The following is a 16,109-nucleotide window of genomic DNA, read 5'->3' as shown; positions in this document are numbered from 1 at the left end:
CAGGAATCATCCTCATGAAAACCCTATTCACCTGGCGCCGCACCCTGTTGGGCCTGGCCGCTACCGGCGTCATCGGCCAATGCCTGGCGTTCTCCTTCGGTGCGGCGCAAGACGCGGTCATCATTCCTCCACCCACCCTCGACCAAATCACCCAGGCCGACAGCGAAAGGGCGGTCTTTGCCGGCGGTTGCTTCTGGGGCGTCCAAGGCGTGTTCCAGCATGTCAAAGGGGTAAAGAAAGCGGTCTCCGGTTACGCCGGCGGTGCAGCCAACACTGCTCAGTACGAGCGGGTCAGCGGTGGCGATACCGGTCATGCGGAATCCGTCGAAGTCACCTTCGACCCCCGTCAGGTCAGCTACGGCACCTTGCTGCAAATCTACTTCTCGGTGGCTCACAATCCTACCGAACTCAACCGTCAGGGACCTGACCGCGGCACCCAGTATCGCTCGGCGCTTTTCCCGGAAAACAGCGAACAGCAACGTGTCGCCCAGGCCTACATCACCCAGCTCGGCGCCGCCCATTCGTTCAACAAACCCATTGTCACCAAGCTGGAGACCTACAACGGTTTCTACCCGGCGGAGGAGGAACATCAGGATTTTCTGACCGAACACCCGACCTATCCCTACATCGTGATCAACGATCTACCGAAGGTCGCGCAGCTGAAGCAGCTGTACCCGGATCGGTATCAGGAGAAACCGGTGTTGGTGAAGGCGGGGATGTGAGAGTGAAGGGCATAGCCCTTACCCCGATATCACATTCTTGCCCGCGATCTTCGACCGATACAGCGCTTGATCGGCCCTGGCCAGCAACCCGGTCTGTTGTTCTTCTTCAAAGCGCTGAACCACGCCAAAACTCATGGTCACTTGAAAGTCCCCCACTGGTAGCAGGTTTGCGAGGCCATGGCGGATACGTTCGGCGAGGGCCCGGGCATCGACGAGTGGTGTATTGGGTAGGATCAGGATGAACTCGTCGCCACCCCAACGCGCGAGCAGATCGCCTTCACGCACGCAGTGCTTCACGCTCTCGACTACCTGCACCAATGCCGCATCACCCAGCGCATGGCCATAGTGATCGTTGATGTTCTTGAAGTCGTCGATGTCCATGGCGATCAGCGACAGCGGTTGTCGAAAGCGCTGGGCGCGTTCGCATTCCTGGGGCAAGGCTTTTTCCAGGCGATAGCGGTTAGCGATCGATGTCAGTGCGTCGGTTTCCGCCAGTTTGCGGTTTTCTTCGAGTTGAATGTGTAGCTGCAGATTGACCCTGGAAAGCTCCCGGGTTCGTTCTTCAATGATCGCTTCAAGGGATTGGTTGCGCCGTTCAAGCGCTTCGTACAGACGCTTCTTGTCCTCAATGCTGCGGTGCGCGCCGACCATCCGCGCCACCGAACCGTCGGCATTGCGTGCCAGTACGTAGCCACGGTCTTCGATCCAGGTATAGCTGCCATCCTGCATGCGGCAGCGATACTCGGCCTGATAGCCAGGGGCGCGCTGATTCAGGTAGTCATCGAACAGCGCCATGACCTGCTGGTAATCGTCGGGATGGATTACGTTTTCCCAGGTCAATACGTTGTTATCCAGGGAATGAGGCGGGTAGCCGAGCATCTCGTACCACCTGGGGTTGCGATAGACGAAACCGGTGTTGGCGTTCCAGTCCCAGATACCGTCGCTGACCAGTTCCAGAATGGTGTGCAGCATGTCTTCGTTCAAATCCGACAGATTGAACTTCAACGGCTCGATATTCGACGCCTCATCCATCTTCGCTCTCCCTGCTTCCCTGATACCTAAGCGACCTTGTCGAAGAGATTAGTCGATGGCGTATTGAGCCGGCTAGTGCTTGCCCCATCTCTGCAAGGCAAAGTCGACGAAACTACGCAGTTTTGGCAAACGGTAGCGATCCTGGGCATACATCAGGTTCATCGGTCGGCTCGGCGGCAGGTAATTCTGCATCAATGCCACCAGTTTTCCGTCCTTGAGATCTTGCTCCATCAACGCATCAGGCAACACCACGATGCCCATGCCGGTTCGCGCCGCTTGATGCAGTCCTGCCGAACTGTTGATTAACATCGGTCCATTGACCGCTACCGCCACTTCGCCCTCGGGACCGGTCAGGCGCCAGTGTTTTTCCACCGACTGCCAGTCATCCCCGGCCGGATAGGCAAATGACAGACAGTCGTGGTGTTGCAGATCATCAGGTTTCTCCGGTGTGCCTTTGCGCGCCAGGTACTCCGCAGATGCACACATGGTCAGGCTGTAGTCGAGGAGTGGACGGGCGATCAGGTGGGTCTCCACGGTATTGCCCAGGCGAAACGCCACGTCGAAACCGTTTTCGAGCAGGTCCGGACGGCGATTGGTGAGGACCACATCCAATTTGACGCGTGGACACAGCAGGGTGAATTCACTCAGGGCGGGTGCCAGTTTTTCAGTGCCGAACGTCAGCGGTGCGGTGATGCGCAAGGTGCCGCTGGGTTCGTCGAGGGCCTGCTCGGCCAGCCGTTCGGAATCGGCCACCAGCCCCAGCACTTCGAGGCAACGCTGATAATAAGCAGTGCCGAATTCTGTTAACCGCTGGCGTCGTGTCGTACGGTTGAGCAGGCGCACACCCAGGCGTTGCTCCAACGCCCGCAAGTGATTGCCGACCATGGTGGTGGACATTTCGCACTGCAACGCAGCGGCGGTCATGCTGCCGGTTTCCACCACCCGCACGTAAACGGTCATTGCCTGGAACAAATCCATTATCAAGCCCAGCTTTAAAATGATTGAAGTGTTGCAGCGTTTATCTAGCTCAGGTGGCTAACCATACTGCAAAACACCGACCATTGATGGAGCTTGATGTCATGACTGCCGCCTGCCTGATGACCACTTACCAACCCTTGGCCTTGAGTTTCAGCAAAGGTCTGGGCACGCGCCTGTGGGATCAGGCCGGTCGTGAATACCTGGACGCAGTGGCGGGCGTGGCAGTGACCAACGTCGGTCACTCCCATCCGAAAATTGTTTCGGCCATCAGCGAACAGGCCGGCTTGCTGTTGCACACTTCCAACCTCTACAGCATCGATTGGCAACAGCGGCTGGCGCAGAAACTGACGCAATTGGCGGGCATGGAGCGAGCCTTCTTCAACAACTCTGGTGCCGAAGCCAACGAGACCGCGCTGAAACTGGCGCGGCTGTATGGCTGGCAAAAAGGCATTGAACGACCGCTGGTGGTGGTCATGGAAAACGCTTTTCACGGCCGGACCCTCGGCACTTTGTCCGCCAGTGATGGCCCGGCCGTGCGCCTGGGCTTCAATGAGTTGCCGGGGGACTTCGTCAAAGTGCCATTCGGTGACCTCAAGGCGCTGGACAAGGTGCAGCAAGCCCATGGCCCGCGCATCGTGGCGATCCTGATGGAGCCGATTCAGGGTGAAAGCGGTGTCCAAATGGCCCCGCCCGGTTACCTGAAAGCCATTCGCGAACTGTGCACTCGGCGCGCGTGGCTGCTGATGCTCGACGAAATCCAGACCGGCATTGGCCGCACTGGCCAGTGGTTTGCCTTTCAGCACGAAGGCATTGTTCCGGATGTCATGACCCTGGCCAAAGGCTTGGGCAATGGCATTCCCATCGGTGCTTGCCTGGCCCGGGGCAAAGCGGCCGACCTCTTCACCCCCGGCAGTCACGGCAGCACCTTCGGCGGCAATCCACTGGCCTGCCGCGTGGGTTGCACCGTGCTGGAGATCATCGAAGAACAAGGGCTGCTGGAAAACGCCAAGCTTCAGGGTGAGCGTTTGCGGGCCAGATTGCGCATCGAATTGGCGGACGTCCCGAACATCCTGGAGATTCGCGGCCAGGGTTTAATGATCGGCATCGAACTCAAACAACCGATTCGCGACCTGACCCTCATCGCCGCGCGGGATCACGGCTTGCTGATCAACGTGACACGGGGCAAAACCATTCGCTTGCTGCCGCCGCTGACGATTGATGAGCGGGAAGTGGAGATGATTGTGAGAGGGGTTTGCCGGGCAGTGAAAGCGGCCTGATACGCAATTGATCGTTCCCACGTGGGAACGATCGAACAGTGTGAGTCAGTTGGCTTGTAACACGGTGTTCGCGAATGTTGTGATTTCGGCTCGATCCCTGAGTTTGCATTTCGAACCGCCAAACCCTTCGAACAGACGCTGGTGCGCGGCGAATCCACTGGAATCTTCGCGCGTACGATAGCTGCCGACCCAATCGAGCAACGCAATCAACAATTCGTCATGCTTGTCCCGCTGCGCCTCTCGCTGACGAACATTGGCAATACATTCAGCATCTTCAACACACAGCCAGATCAGAGCTGTCGCCCGGGGCAAGAGTTCGCTGACGATCCCGCCGTAAACGCCTTCGATCACCCAGCGCTCTTTACTGGCAAGCCCCCGTGCCATGCCCAACGCCTCGGCACGGGGGCGGGGGATGCTGTGTTCATCGGACAACCAGTGAATCGAATCGAGATCGACCCACGGCACTTGCAGGTGCTTGGCCAGTCGTTCGGCCAGCCAGCTTTTGCCGGAACCGGAGTTGCCGATGATCAGGGTTCGGGTGAGGTTCATGAGCGACACCGATCATGTAAGGGAGCGATCAGCCTTCAGTCGTCATTCTCAGGCGCAACCATCCGTGTCTTCGGCGAACCGTTCGAGTTGTGCTGATAGATCTCCTGCGGCTGTCCTTTTTCATTAAAGAACACTTGGCCGATCCCCGCCGAATTCCACAGCCGTTCACCCGCTTCAGCATGTTCCGGGACATGCGGAACAATGCGCATGCGTCGGCGTTTGGTCAGCCAGTTCAGTGGCGAGCGGGGCGAGTAGAGCCAGCGGTTGAGGCGGTCGAACCACTCGAGCAGCGCCGGCGGGAATTCGTTTTTGATGCCGCTGCTGGTGATCTGCCAGATTCGCGGGCCGGCCTTGCGGTGTCGGATCAGTACTTCGTAGACGAAGGAATAATGCACATCGCCTGACAGCACCACGTAATTACCGGGTGTACGCGAGTGTCGGAAAATGTTCAGGATCACCTGGGCCGCGCCGCGATGGGCCATCCAGTTTTCGGCGTCCACCAGCAGGGGATAACCGCACCAGCTGAAGACGCGCTGCACGGTTTCGATCAATTTGACGCCGAAGATCGGCGCCGGCGAAACGATGATGGCCGAAGGGTGATCGAGCAGTTCCTGTTGCAGTTCGCTGAGGGCTTCCCAGTCCAGCAGACCCGATGGCTGCTTGAGGTTCATCTCGCTGCGCCAGCGTCGGGTGCGGGTGTCGAGCACCACGATGGCCGGGCGGGTGGGCAGCACGTAATGCCAGTTCTGAAATCTCAGCAGTTCGTCAATCAACCCGTCCTGAGTGTCACTGTCGAAGTAGCGGTCATGCCCGGTCGCGCTCAATCCGCCGGCCTTCTTCAGCACAGCGCCGAACGCATCCGGGTTGTTGCCCCAGCCCTGGCACAGCATATAAGCAATCAGTGCGTTGCCGATGATGCGCCTGGAGAACGGATGGCCATAGGCTGTTTCCTCCCATTGTGCGGAAAGATTCCAGTCATCGGTAATATCGTGGTCGTCGAAAATCATCAGGCAGGGCAGGTGCGCGAGTGCTCGGGCGACACCTCCCAGACCGGCCTTGAAGCCATCAATGCGCGTCTGCTCAAGCGCATAACGCTCACGTCTTGCAGGTGCCAGTGCCGGCGGTTGCGGGGCGATCAATGTCCAGGGTGTCGGCGACCAGACCAGCAGGTACATGGCCATGACTTCGGCGAACGTCACCAGATGGTTGTCGGCACTGCTGCTGGTGAAAATAGGCTTACGCGCGCCACCGAAAAATCGCTCGCGCAGGGTTTCGTTGCTCTCCAGCGCCGGTAATAAATCCGCACGATGGTAGTAGCTGGCGGGGTGTTCGTAGAGTTTGGCGCTGTCGCTGACCACCGCGCCTTCGAGGTGCTCTTCGAACAGCCCAAGCCGCTTGATCAAGGCATGGATGGCTCGCAGCATCGGCCCCGCGACATCGTCGGCATAAATCTGATCGCCGCTCATCATCAACAGCGCCGGACGTTTGTGTGCATCCGGCTCGGACTCCAGCAAACGATCGACGCACAGCAAACCGTCCGGGGCCGGATGGTGAGGTTTGCGGCAGGAACCGTGCAACAGATGATCGGCCCGTTTACGCAGGACGAAGTTTGGGCAACGGGCGTCGCCGTACAGCAAGTGCGGAGCCCAATCGGCGATGCCTGTGCCAGCGTCGTCAGTCAGCAGGTCGTATTCGATTAACGTGTCGCAGGGCAGGGCGGCGTCCAGCGACACATCGATCAAATGAACAAAGGCTTGGGTGCCCACCGCAATGACCGTGCACTGACTCGCGTCGAGGTGGATAGCGTCGCGATCTTGCAGACGCAACGTCAGCGACAGCGCCCGCGACCCCACCAGCCACATCACCAGCCGCGTGGGCTCCAGACGCCGCAACAGCGGCCCGACCAGGACCGGTGGCAGTGAGTGTTGATCATCAGGTAATGGCGAAGACATAGACATGCAGGTTCAAGACACCGGGCGCAGAGGAGCGGGCGATGATAGCGCAGCTGGCGTAAAGGCATGGTTGTGGGAGCGAGCTTGCTCGCGATGGCGGCGCTACATTCAACATCAATGCAGACTGAACTGCCGCTATCGTCGGAACGCCGCCCGGAGCAAGCTCGCTCCCACAGGTTGCGGTGTTTACCCCCTTAACTGACCGGCATTAGCCCCTTCGCCCAAGGGGTAATCCCAAGGGGGCCTGTGAACCTAAGCCTCCCAGCCCGCCCCACTGACCGCCGCCTGCGCCAGTGGGTGCAAGTCTGCCCCCTGATGCTCCGTCTGCCAGGCCAGCAATTCCTTGCGCATGCCGGGCGTCCAGTACATCAGCAGGTGATTACGCACGCCGAGCACGGCCTGTTGCTGGTCCGGTTCACTGGCGAAGTACTGGGCGATCTGGTTGACCATTTTGATCAGGTTTTCAGTGCTCATCGGCGTACCTCGGCTTTAGTGCCACGCGCCTGACGGCGATCCTTGAGCAAACGGTCCTGTTCATCACTGAACTCCTGATAGCGTTTTTGCCACTCGGAAGGGTGGTAGACGCGGCTGACTTCAACGGCGGTGACCTTGTACTCCGGACAGTTGGTGGCCCAGTCGGAGTTGTCGGTGGTGATCACGTTGGCCCCCGATTCCGGGAAGTGGAACGTGGTGTACACCACGCCCGGGGCGACCCGTTCGGTGACCCGCGCACGCAGTACCGTTTGGCCGGCGCGGCTGCCGATGCCGACCCAGTCACCTTCGTTGATGCCACGGCTCTCGGCATCGGTCGGGTGGATTTCCAGGCGGTCTTCGTCGTGCCAGGCGACGTTTTCGGTACGCCGTGTCTGAGCGCCGACGTTGTACTGGCTGAGGATGCGCCCGGTGGTCAGCAGCAGCGGATAGCGATTGTTGACCTTTTCCTCGGTGGGCACGTAGCCGGTGAGCATGAAGCGCCCCTTGCCGCGCACGAATTCCTCGATGTGCATGGTCGGCGTGCCGTCCGGTGCCGCGGCGTTGCATGGCCATTGCAGGCTGCCGTGGCGGTCCAGTTCGGTGTAGCTGACGTTGGTGAAAGTCGGCGTCAGGCTGGCGATTTCATCCATGATTTCTGACGGGTGCTTGTAGTTCATCGGGTAGCCCAAGGCGTTGGCCAGGGCCACGGTGCCTTCCCAGTCGGCCTTGCCGCCCAGAGGGTCCATGACCTTGCGCACTCGGGAGATACGCCGCTCGGCGTTGGTGAAGGTGCCGTCTTTTTCCAGGAACGAGCAGCCCGGCAGGAACACGTGGGCGTACTTGGCGGTTTCGTTGAGGAAAATGTCCTGCACCACAATGCATTCCATGGCCGACAGGGCCGCGGTGACGTGTTGGGTATTCGGGTCGCTCTGGGCGATGTCCTCGCCCTGGCAATACAGGCCCTTGAAGCTGCCGCTGAGGGCGGCTTCGAACATGTTGGGAATGCGCAGGCCCGGATCGGGTTGCAGGGTGACATTCCAGGCCTGTTCGAACTGCGTCCGTACCACCTCGTTGGAGATGTGGCGGTAGCCGGGCAGCTCATGAGGGAAGGAACCCATGTCGCAGGAGCCCTGAACGTTGTTCTGCCCACGGAGCGGGTTCACGCCCACGCCTTCGCGGCCGATGTTGCCAGTGGCCATGGCCAGGTTGGCGATGCCCATGACCGCGGTGCTGCCCTGGCTGTGTTCGGTGACGCCCAGGCCGTAGTAGATCGCCGCGTTGCCGCCAGTCGCATACAAACGGGCAGCGGCGCGGATGTTGGCGGGTTCTACGCCGCAGATCTCACCAAGCACTTCCGGCGAGTTTTCCGCGCGGCTGACGAACTCGCGCCAGTGAGCGAAATCAATGTCCTCGCAACGGGCGTCGATAAAGGCCTGGTTGAGCAGGCCTTCGGTGACGATGACGTGGGCCAGGGCGTTGAGCATGGCGACGTTGGTGCCCGGGCGCAGGGCCAGGTGCAGTTCGGCGCGGGCATGCACCGAGTCCACCAGATCAATGCGGCGTGGGTCGATGACGATCAGTCGCGCGCCTTCACGCAGGCGGCGTTTGAGCTGGGAGGCGAACACCGGGTGGGCGTCGCTGGGGTTGGCGCCCATCACCAGGATGACGTCGGCCTGCATCACCGAGTCGAAACTCTGGGTGCCGGCGGACTCGCCCAGGGTTTGTTTCAGGCCATAGCCGGTCGGCGAGTGGCAAACCCGCGCACAGGTGTCGACGTTGTTGTTGCCGAACGCGGCGCGCACCAGTTTTTGTACCAGATAGGTTTCTTCGTTGGTGCAGCGGCTGGAGGTGATGCCACCAATGGAATCGCGGCCGTATTTTTGCTGCAGCCGGCGGAATTCGCTGGCGGCGTAGGTCACCGCTTCATCCCAGCTGACTTCCTGCCAAGGGTCGTTGATGTGTTTGCGGATCATCGGCTTGGTGATGCGATCCGGGTGGGTGGCGTAGCCCCAGGCAAAGCGCCCTTTGACGCAGGAGTGGCCGTGGTTGGCCTGGCCATTCTTGTCCGGGACCATGCGCACCAGTTGGTCGCCTTTCATCTCGGCGCGGAACGAGCAGCCCACGCCGCAATAGGCGCAAGTGGTGATCACGCTGCGTTCGGGCTGACCCAGTTCGACCACGCTTTTTTCCATCAGGGTCGCGGTGGGGCAGGCTTGTACACAGGCGCCGCACGACACGCATTCTGACTCGAGGAAGTTATCGCCACCGGCGGCCTCGACCCGGGACTCGAAACCGCGCCCGGTGATGGTCAGGGCAAAGGTGCCCTGGGTTTCTTCGCAGGCGCGCACGCAGCGGTTGCAGACGATGCACTTGCTGGGGTCGTAATCGAAATACGGGTTGGACGTGTCTTTCACGTCGGCCAGATGGTTGTCGCCTTCATAGCCGTAACGCACTTCCCGCAGGCCAACCTGGCCGGCGACGGTTTGCAGCTCGCAATTGCCGTTGGCCGAGCAGGTCAGGCAGTCTAGCGGGTGATCGGAGATGTACAGCTCCATGACATTGCGGCGCAGGGTCGCGAGCTTTGGCGTCTGGGTATGCACGGTCATGCCTTCAGTGACCGGCGTGGTGCAGGAAGCCGGATAACCGCGCATGCCATCGATCTCCACCAGGCACATGCGGCAGGAGCCGAAGGCCTCCAGGCTGTCGGTGGCGCACAGTTTCGGAATCGTAGTGCCCATCAGCGCTGCGGCGCGCATCACCGAGGTGCCTTCGGGCACGCTGATGCTGCGGCCGTCGATGTTCAGGGTCACCTGCACGTCGCTGTCGCGGGCCGGGGTGCCTAAGTCGATATCGGTGTTCGGGTCGAAGAGAGTAATCATTGGTCGGCCTCCGAAGATTGCAGACCGAAGTCGGCGGGGAAGTGCTTGAGGGCGCTGGCTACCGGAAAGGAGACCATGCCGCCCAACGCGCACAGCGAACCGTATTGCAGGGTGTCGCACAGGTCCTTGAGGATGATCACCTGCTCATCGCGACCACTCTGGTCAGGCGCTGCCAGCAGGCGGTCGATCACTTCCACGCCCCGGGTCGAGCCGATGCGGCAGGGGGTGCATTTGCCACAGGATTCCTCGGCACAGAACTGCATGGCGAAGCGCGCCATATGGGCCATGTCCAGGCTGTCGTCAGCCACCACTACACCACCGTGACCAAGCATCGCGCCGATGCCGGCGAACGCTTCGTAATCCAGCGGCGTGTCGAATTGCGAAGGTGGCACCCAGGCGCCGAGCGGGCCACCGACCTGGGCGGCTTTCAGCGGTCGGCCACTGGCGGTCCCGCCGCCGTATTCTTCCACCAGTTCCCGCAGGGTCAGGCCAAAGGCCCGTTCCACCAGGCCGCCGTGACGAATATTGCCCGCCAGCTGGAAGGGCATCGTACCGAGGGAGCGGCCCATGCCGTAATCGCGATAGAACTGCGCGCCCTTGGCCAGAATCAGCGGCACCGAAGCCAGGGTCAGCACGTTGTGCACCAGCGTCGGCAGGCCGAACAGCCCTTTCAGCGCAGGGATCGGCGGCTTGGCGCGGACGATCCCGCGCTTGCCTTCGAGCGAGTCCAGCAGCGCAGTTTCTTCACCGCAGATATAAGCACCGGCACCGACACGCACTTCCATATCGAAGGCCAGGCCACTGCCGCCGACATTGGCGCCCAGGTAACCGTTGGCCCGGGCGATGTCCAACGCCTCGCGCAGGGTGGCCACGGATTGTGGATATTCCGAGCGCACATAGATGTAGCCGTAACTGGCGCCGACGGTGATGCCGGCAATGGCCATGCCTTCGATCAGCAGGAAAGGGTCGCCTTCCATCAACATGCGATCGGCGAAGGTGCCGGAGTCGCCTTCGTCGGCGTTGCACACAATGTATTTTTGCGCAGCCTGGGTGGCGCGCACCGTGCGCCATTTGATCCCGGCCGGGAAGGCTGCGCCGCCACGGCCACGCAGTCCTGAATCGAACACAGCAGTCGCGGTTTGCTCGCCGCCCAGGGCGACAGCTTGGGTCAAGCCCTCGAAACCGCCGTGCTCCCGGTAATCATCCAGGGACAGCGGCCGGGTAATACCGGCGCGGGCGAACAGGAGGCGTTGTTGGGTCTTCAGATAAGGCAATTCTTCCACCAGGCCCAAGGCCAGTGGATGGTCGGACGGCTCGCCTTGCAGCGCTTCGAGCACGGATGGCACATCAGCAGCAGTCAGCGGGCCAAAGCCGATACGGCCTTGCGGGGTGTCCACTTCCAGCAGCGGTTCCAGCCAATACAGGCCGCGCGAGCTGGTGCGTTGCAGGTCCAGCGGCAGATTGTGTTCCTGGGTCTTCGCGGTAAGGGCGACCGCCACTTCGTCGGCACCCACGGCGCGGGCCAGAGAATCACTGGGCAGATAGAGGCGCGGCATCATGCGTCCTCCCGGCAAGCATCAAGCAAGGCATCCAGACGCTCGGCACTGAGCCGCGCATGCACCTGACCATCAAGCTCCAGCGCGGGCGAACAGGCACAAGCACCGAGGCAATACACCGGGCGCAAACTGATGCTGCCATCGGCGCTACTGCCGTGATCGTCCAGTTGCAGGCGTTCGCGCAACTGCGCCGCAAGCTGCTCGGCGCCGCGACTCTTGCAGGACTCAGCCTGGCACAGACGCAGGATATGCCGGGCCGGAGGCGCGGTACGGAAGTCATGGTAAAAGCTGATCACCCCGCGAACCTCGGCCTGACTCAGGTTTAGCGCGTGGGCAATCTCGGGGATGGCGGCATCGGGGATGTAACCGATACCCTCCTGAATCTCATGAAGAATCGGCAACAGTGCACCCGCAGAGCCCTTGTGGCGCTCCAGCACGCTGTTGACCATCGGCAATTGCAACATCTCATCAGGCATTCAGCATTCCTCACGGTCACGGACAAACCAGATGGTTGTCGGTCGTCCGAAAGTGTCGGCTGCGGCACTCACACCACGTCACGGTATCGTGGCAATTTCAGGCCGTCGGCCAGGGCACCCTGAGCGGGCATCTTGTTGTGCCCGATGCGGTCTTTGCCGCACCTCTACTGGGCATAAAGGTCAGCTTGCCACGGCGCTTTTGATTGAACTGCACCAAAGCGACGTGTTCGGTTCTGCCTACGACTATCCATTAAGTCTAGATGAGTGGGGTGCGGGCGTTCACTCATTGGACTAATGCCCTGAGGGCCTGTCGATGCGTGATGTATATCAAGCATTGCAGGTAAGAAACAGCATCAGATTCGTGGGCAATTCAGGGAGCAGATGCGTTGGATTATTCGGCTGTAAACCGAAAGCCATTCACCCCGAGCCGAATAACAAAAAGCCCCGAAAAACCTCGAGGCTAATCCCAAATACCAATCAGCCCACAAGACCCCTTGTGGGAGCGAGCTTGCTCGCGATAGCGCCAGCCCAGCCAACATAAATGCTGAATCAGCTACCATCCTCGCAAGCCACCCACACCCCACAGACCTCAAACACTAAGCTTCAGCCTTCGCCCCCCGCCCGCTTAGATGCCAGCTCATTATCCCGATCCCGATTCAGCACCTTCACCGCATCATCCACCACCGCCTTACTCATCGCCGTCAAATAATGCGCGGCCCAGGCGTGGCGGTCGGTGTCTCTGGCGTAAGCAGCATCTTCGGTGAGCTTCTTGGCGAGGAACAGAAATCAGAAGCCATGGCCAATGCATCGCCGAGGGGGACGTTGCGGGTGACATGGAACAGCGCTTGATCCCCGCAGTAGATCGCGGGTGTAAGGCCGATGGTTTTGAGTTCGGGGTGTTCGGTCATTTGCCACCTCCGATGAGGGAAAGGTGGTCGGGGAGGGCGTTACGCGATTGGGAATTGCGTAGAGGGAAAAGCCAATTTTTGTACGGATTGATGCTGCGCATTATCAGACCCCTTGATATGGGGAGCCGCCACGTTCGTTTCCACACGAATGGGTGACAGCTGTGCGCAGGGTGGAAAACCGGGAATTAAGGAAACCGGCACGCCCGAAGACGTCCCACGCACAGCCGCCATAACTCACGCCGCAGGCATAAAAAAAGCGCCGGCAGACGTGATGGGGGCGCTGTTGCGCCTTGAATTACACGGGTTTCCACACCCGGTCGCTGAATTTGCAGCGACGGTTGGAGGGTATCGTGCAGGCCTCATTACTGCAACGTTCATAAGCTCTTTGCTCAGCGTTTTCTCTGGAAAAACTAGCATCGGGTATGGAAGAGAATATCCCTACCGCACTCTCGGAATGGCCCGACAACAATCCGCAGCGCACTGTTTTAGGCTGCGCATAAGCGCGCTGCCTCGTCTGTCGAATATCCGCATAAACCGTAGTGTTTGCCGCGTTTTATGCGACGTACAGATTTGACATGGTCATTAGGCTACGGCAGCGATTGACCCCAACCGCGCCCGATCCTCTGGTGCTGGCTCTGTCCGGCATTACGTTCGGGCCTTCTTGTTTCTGGAACATGGAAGTTGTCTACCCCCGCCCCTCCGAAGCCGTTCCGTACATACTCTGATTTGGTCGCGATTTTGGCCAGCAGGGGTATGCAAATCCATGACCCCTCACGTGCAGAGCGCAAGCTTGCGCAGTTAGGGTATTACCGCCTCAGCGGTTATTGGTACCCGGCTCGAGAGTTCAAAATGAACGGCCTGCTGCAAGACGTTTGCCCGGTCACGGGCAAGCCTCTGCGTCTGGACACTTTCCAGACAACCACCTGCTTCAACTCGGCCGTAGACCTTTACAAGTTCGATAAACGATTGCGAATGCTTATGCTGGATGCAGTCGAGCGTTTGGAGGTTTACCTCAAGACCGTAATGGCTCACGAGGTTGGGTATCACGACCCAATGGCTTACACCAATGCGAAATTCGTCCTGCAAAAATGGACTCAACCGTACACGGACCGCAGCGGCAATAGGCGGAACAAGTGGGTGGAGTGGAGTCAGAAGCAGCAGTCGCACATTGCGCGGAGCAAAGAGGACTGCATTCAGTGGCACTTTCGAGCCGGTAAGTCCATTCCCATTTGGTCTGCGGTAGAAGCATGGGATTTCGGTGATCTTTCTGAGTTCTTCGAACTGCTTAGTAGCAAGTATCAGAATCTCATACTCGCGCGCCTCGGCTTGAATAACGCCAGGATGCTCAGCCGATGGATGCAACAAACCAGCCATTTGCGCAACCGCTGTGCGCACCATACGCGTATCTGGAATCAGGCCTCGCCTAACCCGTTGATGGTACCCGCAGAACCGTACTTTCGAACGTTGGGGCTAGATCAGTACGCGCTCAAGCGGTTGTACGGGTCAGTCGCGGTCATAATGGTTTCTGCTGCAGAAAATCGCACCAGCCTCGACCTGGATCAGCGACGTCGCGGATTTGATCGACAGCAAGCCTGCTATGCCGGGCTGCACCTTCAAGGCGATGGGGTTCCCGGATGAAACCGGATCCCCTCGGCAACTGTTCGGGATTTAGTTGGCTTTGGCGTAAGTCCGATAGCATTTCAGTCATGCTAAGCCCACGACTGCCACTTCACTTCATCAATCACAGAATGTGTTTCAGATATTCCTTGAGCGCGATAAGCGGCGTATCGAGTTGCTCCATCCTCCCTGCAGCGCTGAAGTCTTCCGCCAACCTATTCAATTCGCGGCCTAAGACTGTGTCCACACCGCCGATAGCGTTCAGCGCCAACTTCAGGCATTCATCCACTTTACTGTGGATCAGCTCAACATCCCCCCTACGCACCAGCAACCCAAAAACCTCCCGCTCATAATCACTCATCATCAAATCATCCCGCAGGATCGGACTTGAATCCTCCGTCTCATAAGCGAGCTTGAGGCAGAACAGGGCGACGGTTTCCAGCAGCAATTCCATGGGGGGATCCTTGTGAAATGCTCCACCGGTGTGGGTGGCGTGGAAGAGAAGCTAGATCAAAAGATCGCAGCCTTCGGCAGCTCCTACACGGTAGCGGTGTCTTTTCTGTAGGCGAAAAAAAGGCCTTGCTAAGCAAGACCTTTCTTAATTTTGGTGCCCGAGGGAGACTCGAATAATAGCATAACTATATAATCAACATAGTTTTATGCATGTGTACACTTCCACGTTGTACCGTGAAGTGTACACCCTGCCTGCCTCCAATAAGGACTGGTGTGGATGGAAGCTTGATCGGATTTCTCCATCCAATTCCCGACGAGCTGTAGATAAGATCTACAAGAAACTGGTTGCGGATAGACTCCCTAGTCTGCCAAAAAAGGGCCGAAACCGACACATGGCGAACTTATGCGATCACTCGGGCGTCATGAGCACAGCAAGCGTTATCTTGATGAACTCCTCGTTCCGATCGATCGTGTCCAGGGCGCCCCGAACATTGTCGGCGACGTCCGCCGATCCGCGCATCTCTACCTAGTTCGAAAGCTCCATGATGGCGGCCTCCAGGGCGAGCTGGTTTTCGTTGATCTTAAATAGCAGGGAAGGGAGTAAGTCTGAGTTTGGCATTGTGCAATCCTCCGTGCCGGGAGGAATGTGCATCCACAGTCGATTGCTGCCAGTCACGAAGGGCCGCAGTCGACCCAGGCTGTGTGAAAACGAATGCGCCGTTTTGAAGTCTGCGTTGCTACGTAAAATCTGCTGGCGTTTGGTTAATCGGCAGGCCTGAAATTTGCGCAGGAGCGCGATTTTCCTTCCAGTTCTGACTGTCAAACCTGCTCTAAAAACGATTTCACACAGCCTGGACCCAAAGCTGACGATGGGCGACAGGCAGCAATCGGCAAAAGCGATTAGTCAGCGTCCACGAAATAAGGGGTGCTTCAGTGACGATGTGGTCTGGGTTCTCTGCTGCCCTTATGCTTTGTACGGACCTTGGAAGTTTTCATAGTGGCAACCTAGGCTCTTTGGTAAGGAAAAGAATTTTTAGACGGGGGTTGACCACGTATTTTAATCCTGTAATATTCACCTCCCGCTAACGAGCAGCTTGATGCTGGTTTTGGCTTAAGTAATTGATTTTATTAATAAAATCATGAGCTTTTAAGGGTGCTATTTGAGGGTGTGTGCTGTAAAGTGCGCGCCTCGGTTGAGACGAAAGATCTTAACCAACCGCTCTTTAACAACTGAAT

The 16,109-nt window shown here is 58.9% G+C and carries 12 protein-coding genes and 2 pseudogenes; 3 read left to right on the top strand and 11 right to left on the bottom strand.

All coding sequences use genetic code 11. The features are described from left to right. The first annotated feature begins 14 nt into the window (after positions 1 to 14). Positions 15 to 722 carry a peptide-methionine (S)-S-oxide reductase MsrA gene (gene msrA, locus MO767_RS06645; RefSeq protein WP_282479881.1) on the top strand — a complete coding sequence of 236 codons (708 nt, stop codon included), beginning with the start codon at positions 15 to 17 and terminating at the stop codon, positions 720 to 722. A gap of 18 nt (positions 723 to 740) precedes the next feature. On the opposite strand, the gene MO767_RS06640 is transcribed toward msrA, so the two are convergent. Next, a complete protein-coding gene (locus tag MO767_RS06640) occupies positions 741 to 1,754 on the bottom strand; it encodes a sensor domain-containing diguanylate cyclase (RefSeq protein WP_282479880.1) in 1,014 nt (337 codons plus the stop codon). 72 nt (positions 1,755 to 1,826) lie between these two features. Then, a complete protein-coding gene (locus MO767_RS06635) occupies positions 1,827 to 2,732 on the bottom strand; it encodes a LysR family transcriptional regulator (protein WP_282479879.1) in 906 nt (301 codons plus the stop codon). 101 nt (positions 2,733 to 2,833) lie between these two features. Here MO767_RS06635 and MO767_RS06630 point away from each other — a divergent pair, with 101 nt between their 5' ends. Continuing rightward, positions 2,834 to 4,009: an acetylornithine transaminase gene (locus MO767_RS06630; RefSeq protein WP_282479878.1), complete on the top strand. Its 1,176-nt coding sequence runs from the start codon at positions 2,834 to 2,836 to the stop codon at positions 4,007 to 4,009. Between the two features lie 45 nt (positions 4,010 to 4,054). On the opposite strand, the gene MO767_RS06625 is transcribed toward MO767_RS06630, so the two are convergent. From MO767_RS06625 to MO767_RS06595, 7 genes and pseudogenes are all read right to left on the bottom strand, one after another. Beyond that, positions 4,055 to 4,558, bottom strand: a complete 504-nt coding sequence (locus MO767_RS06625) for an adenylate kinase (protein WP_282479877.1) — start codon at positions 4,556 to 4,558, stop codon at positions 4,055 to 4,057. A gap of 35 nt (positions 4,559 to 4,593) precedes the next feature. Then, positions 4,594 to 6,516, bottom strand: coding sequence for an alkaline phosphatase D family protein (locus tag MO767_RS06620; RefSeq protein ID WP_282479876.1), 1,923 nt, complete (start codon positions 6,514 to 6,516; stop codon positions 4,594 to 4,596). 246 nt (positions 6,517 to 6,762) lie between these two features. After that, the gene (locus tag MO767_RS06615) at positions 6,763 to 6,984 is read right to left on the bottom strand and encodes a formate dehydrogenase subunit delta (protein WP_282479875.1); all 222 of its coding nucleotides are present in this window, start codon (positions 6,982 to 6,984) and stop codon (positions 6,763 to 6,765) included. Beyond that, complete coding sequence (gene fdhF, locus MO767_RS06610) at positions 6,981 to 9,863, bottom strand: formate dehydrogenase subunit alpha (protein ID WP_282479874.1); 2,883 nt, start codon at positions 9,861 to 9,863, stop codon at positions 6,981 to 6,983. The genes MO767_RS06615 and fdhF overlap by 4 nt, the downstream gene beginning before the upstream one ends. Next, complete coding sequence (locus MO767_RS06605; RefSeq protein ID WP_282479873.1) at positions 9,860 to 11,422, bottom strand: formate dehydrogenase beta subunit; 1,563 nt, start codon at positions 11,420 to 11,422, stop codon at positions 9,860 to 9,862. Before MO767_RS06605 ends, fdhF begins: the two co-directional genes overlap by 4 nt. Continuing rightward, complete coding sequence (locus MO767_RS06600; protein ID WP_282479872.1) at positions 11,419 to 11,895, bottom strand: formate dehydrogenase subunit gamma; 477 nt, start codon at positions 11,893 to 11,895, stop codon at positions 11,419 to 11,421. Before MO767_RS06600 ends, MO767_RS06605 begins: the two co-directional genes overlap by 4 nt. Before the next feature lie 603 nt (positions 11,896 to 12,498). Next, positions 12,499 to 12,803: pseudogene (locus MO767_RS06595) on the bottom strand (DUF3077 domain-containing protein). 753 nt (positions 12,804 to 13,556) lie between these two features. Here MO767_RS06595 and MO767_RS06590 point away from each other — a divergent pair. Continuing rightward, positions 13,557 to 14,441, top strand: a complete 885-nt coding sequence (locus MO767_RS06590; RefSeq protein ID WP_282479871.1) for an Abi family protein — start codon at positions 13,557 to 13,559, stop codon at positions 14,439 to 14,441. A gap of 103 nt (positions 14,442 to 14,544) precedes the next feature. On the opposite strand, the gene MO767_RS06585 is transcribed toward MO767_RS06590, so the two are convergent. Beyond that, complete coding sequence (locus MO767_RS06585) at positions 14,545 to 14,874, bottom strand: hypothetical protein (protein WP_282479870.1); 330 nt, start codon at positions 14,872 to 14,874, stop codon at positions 14,545 to 14,547. Between the two features lie 408 nt (positions 14,875 to 15,282). Continuing rightward, positions 15,283 to 15,492 (bottom strand): annotated as a pseudogene (locus MO767_RS06580) (hypothetical protein). Positions 15,493 to 16,109: the final 617 nt, after the last annotated feature.

The sequence above is a fragment of the Pseudomonas sp. UYIF39 genome (assembly GCF_029963765.1).
Classification (GTDB): domain Bacteria; phylum Pseudomonadota; class Gammaproteobacteria; order Pseudomonadales; family Pseudomonadaceae; genus Aquipseudomonas.
Note: the sequence above shows the minus strand (reverse complement) of the source record. Positions and strands in the feature narration are given on the sequence as shown.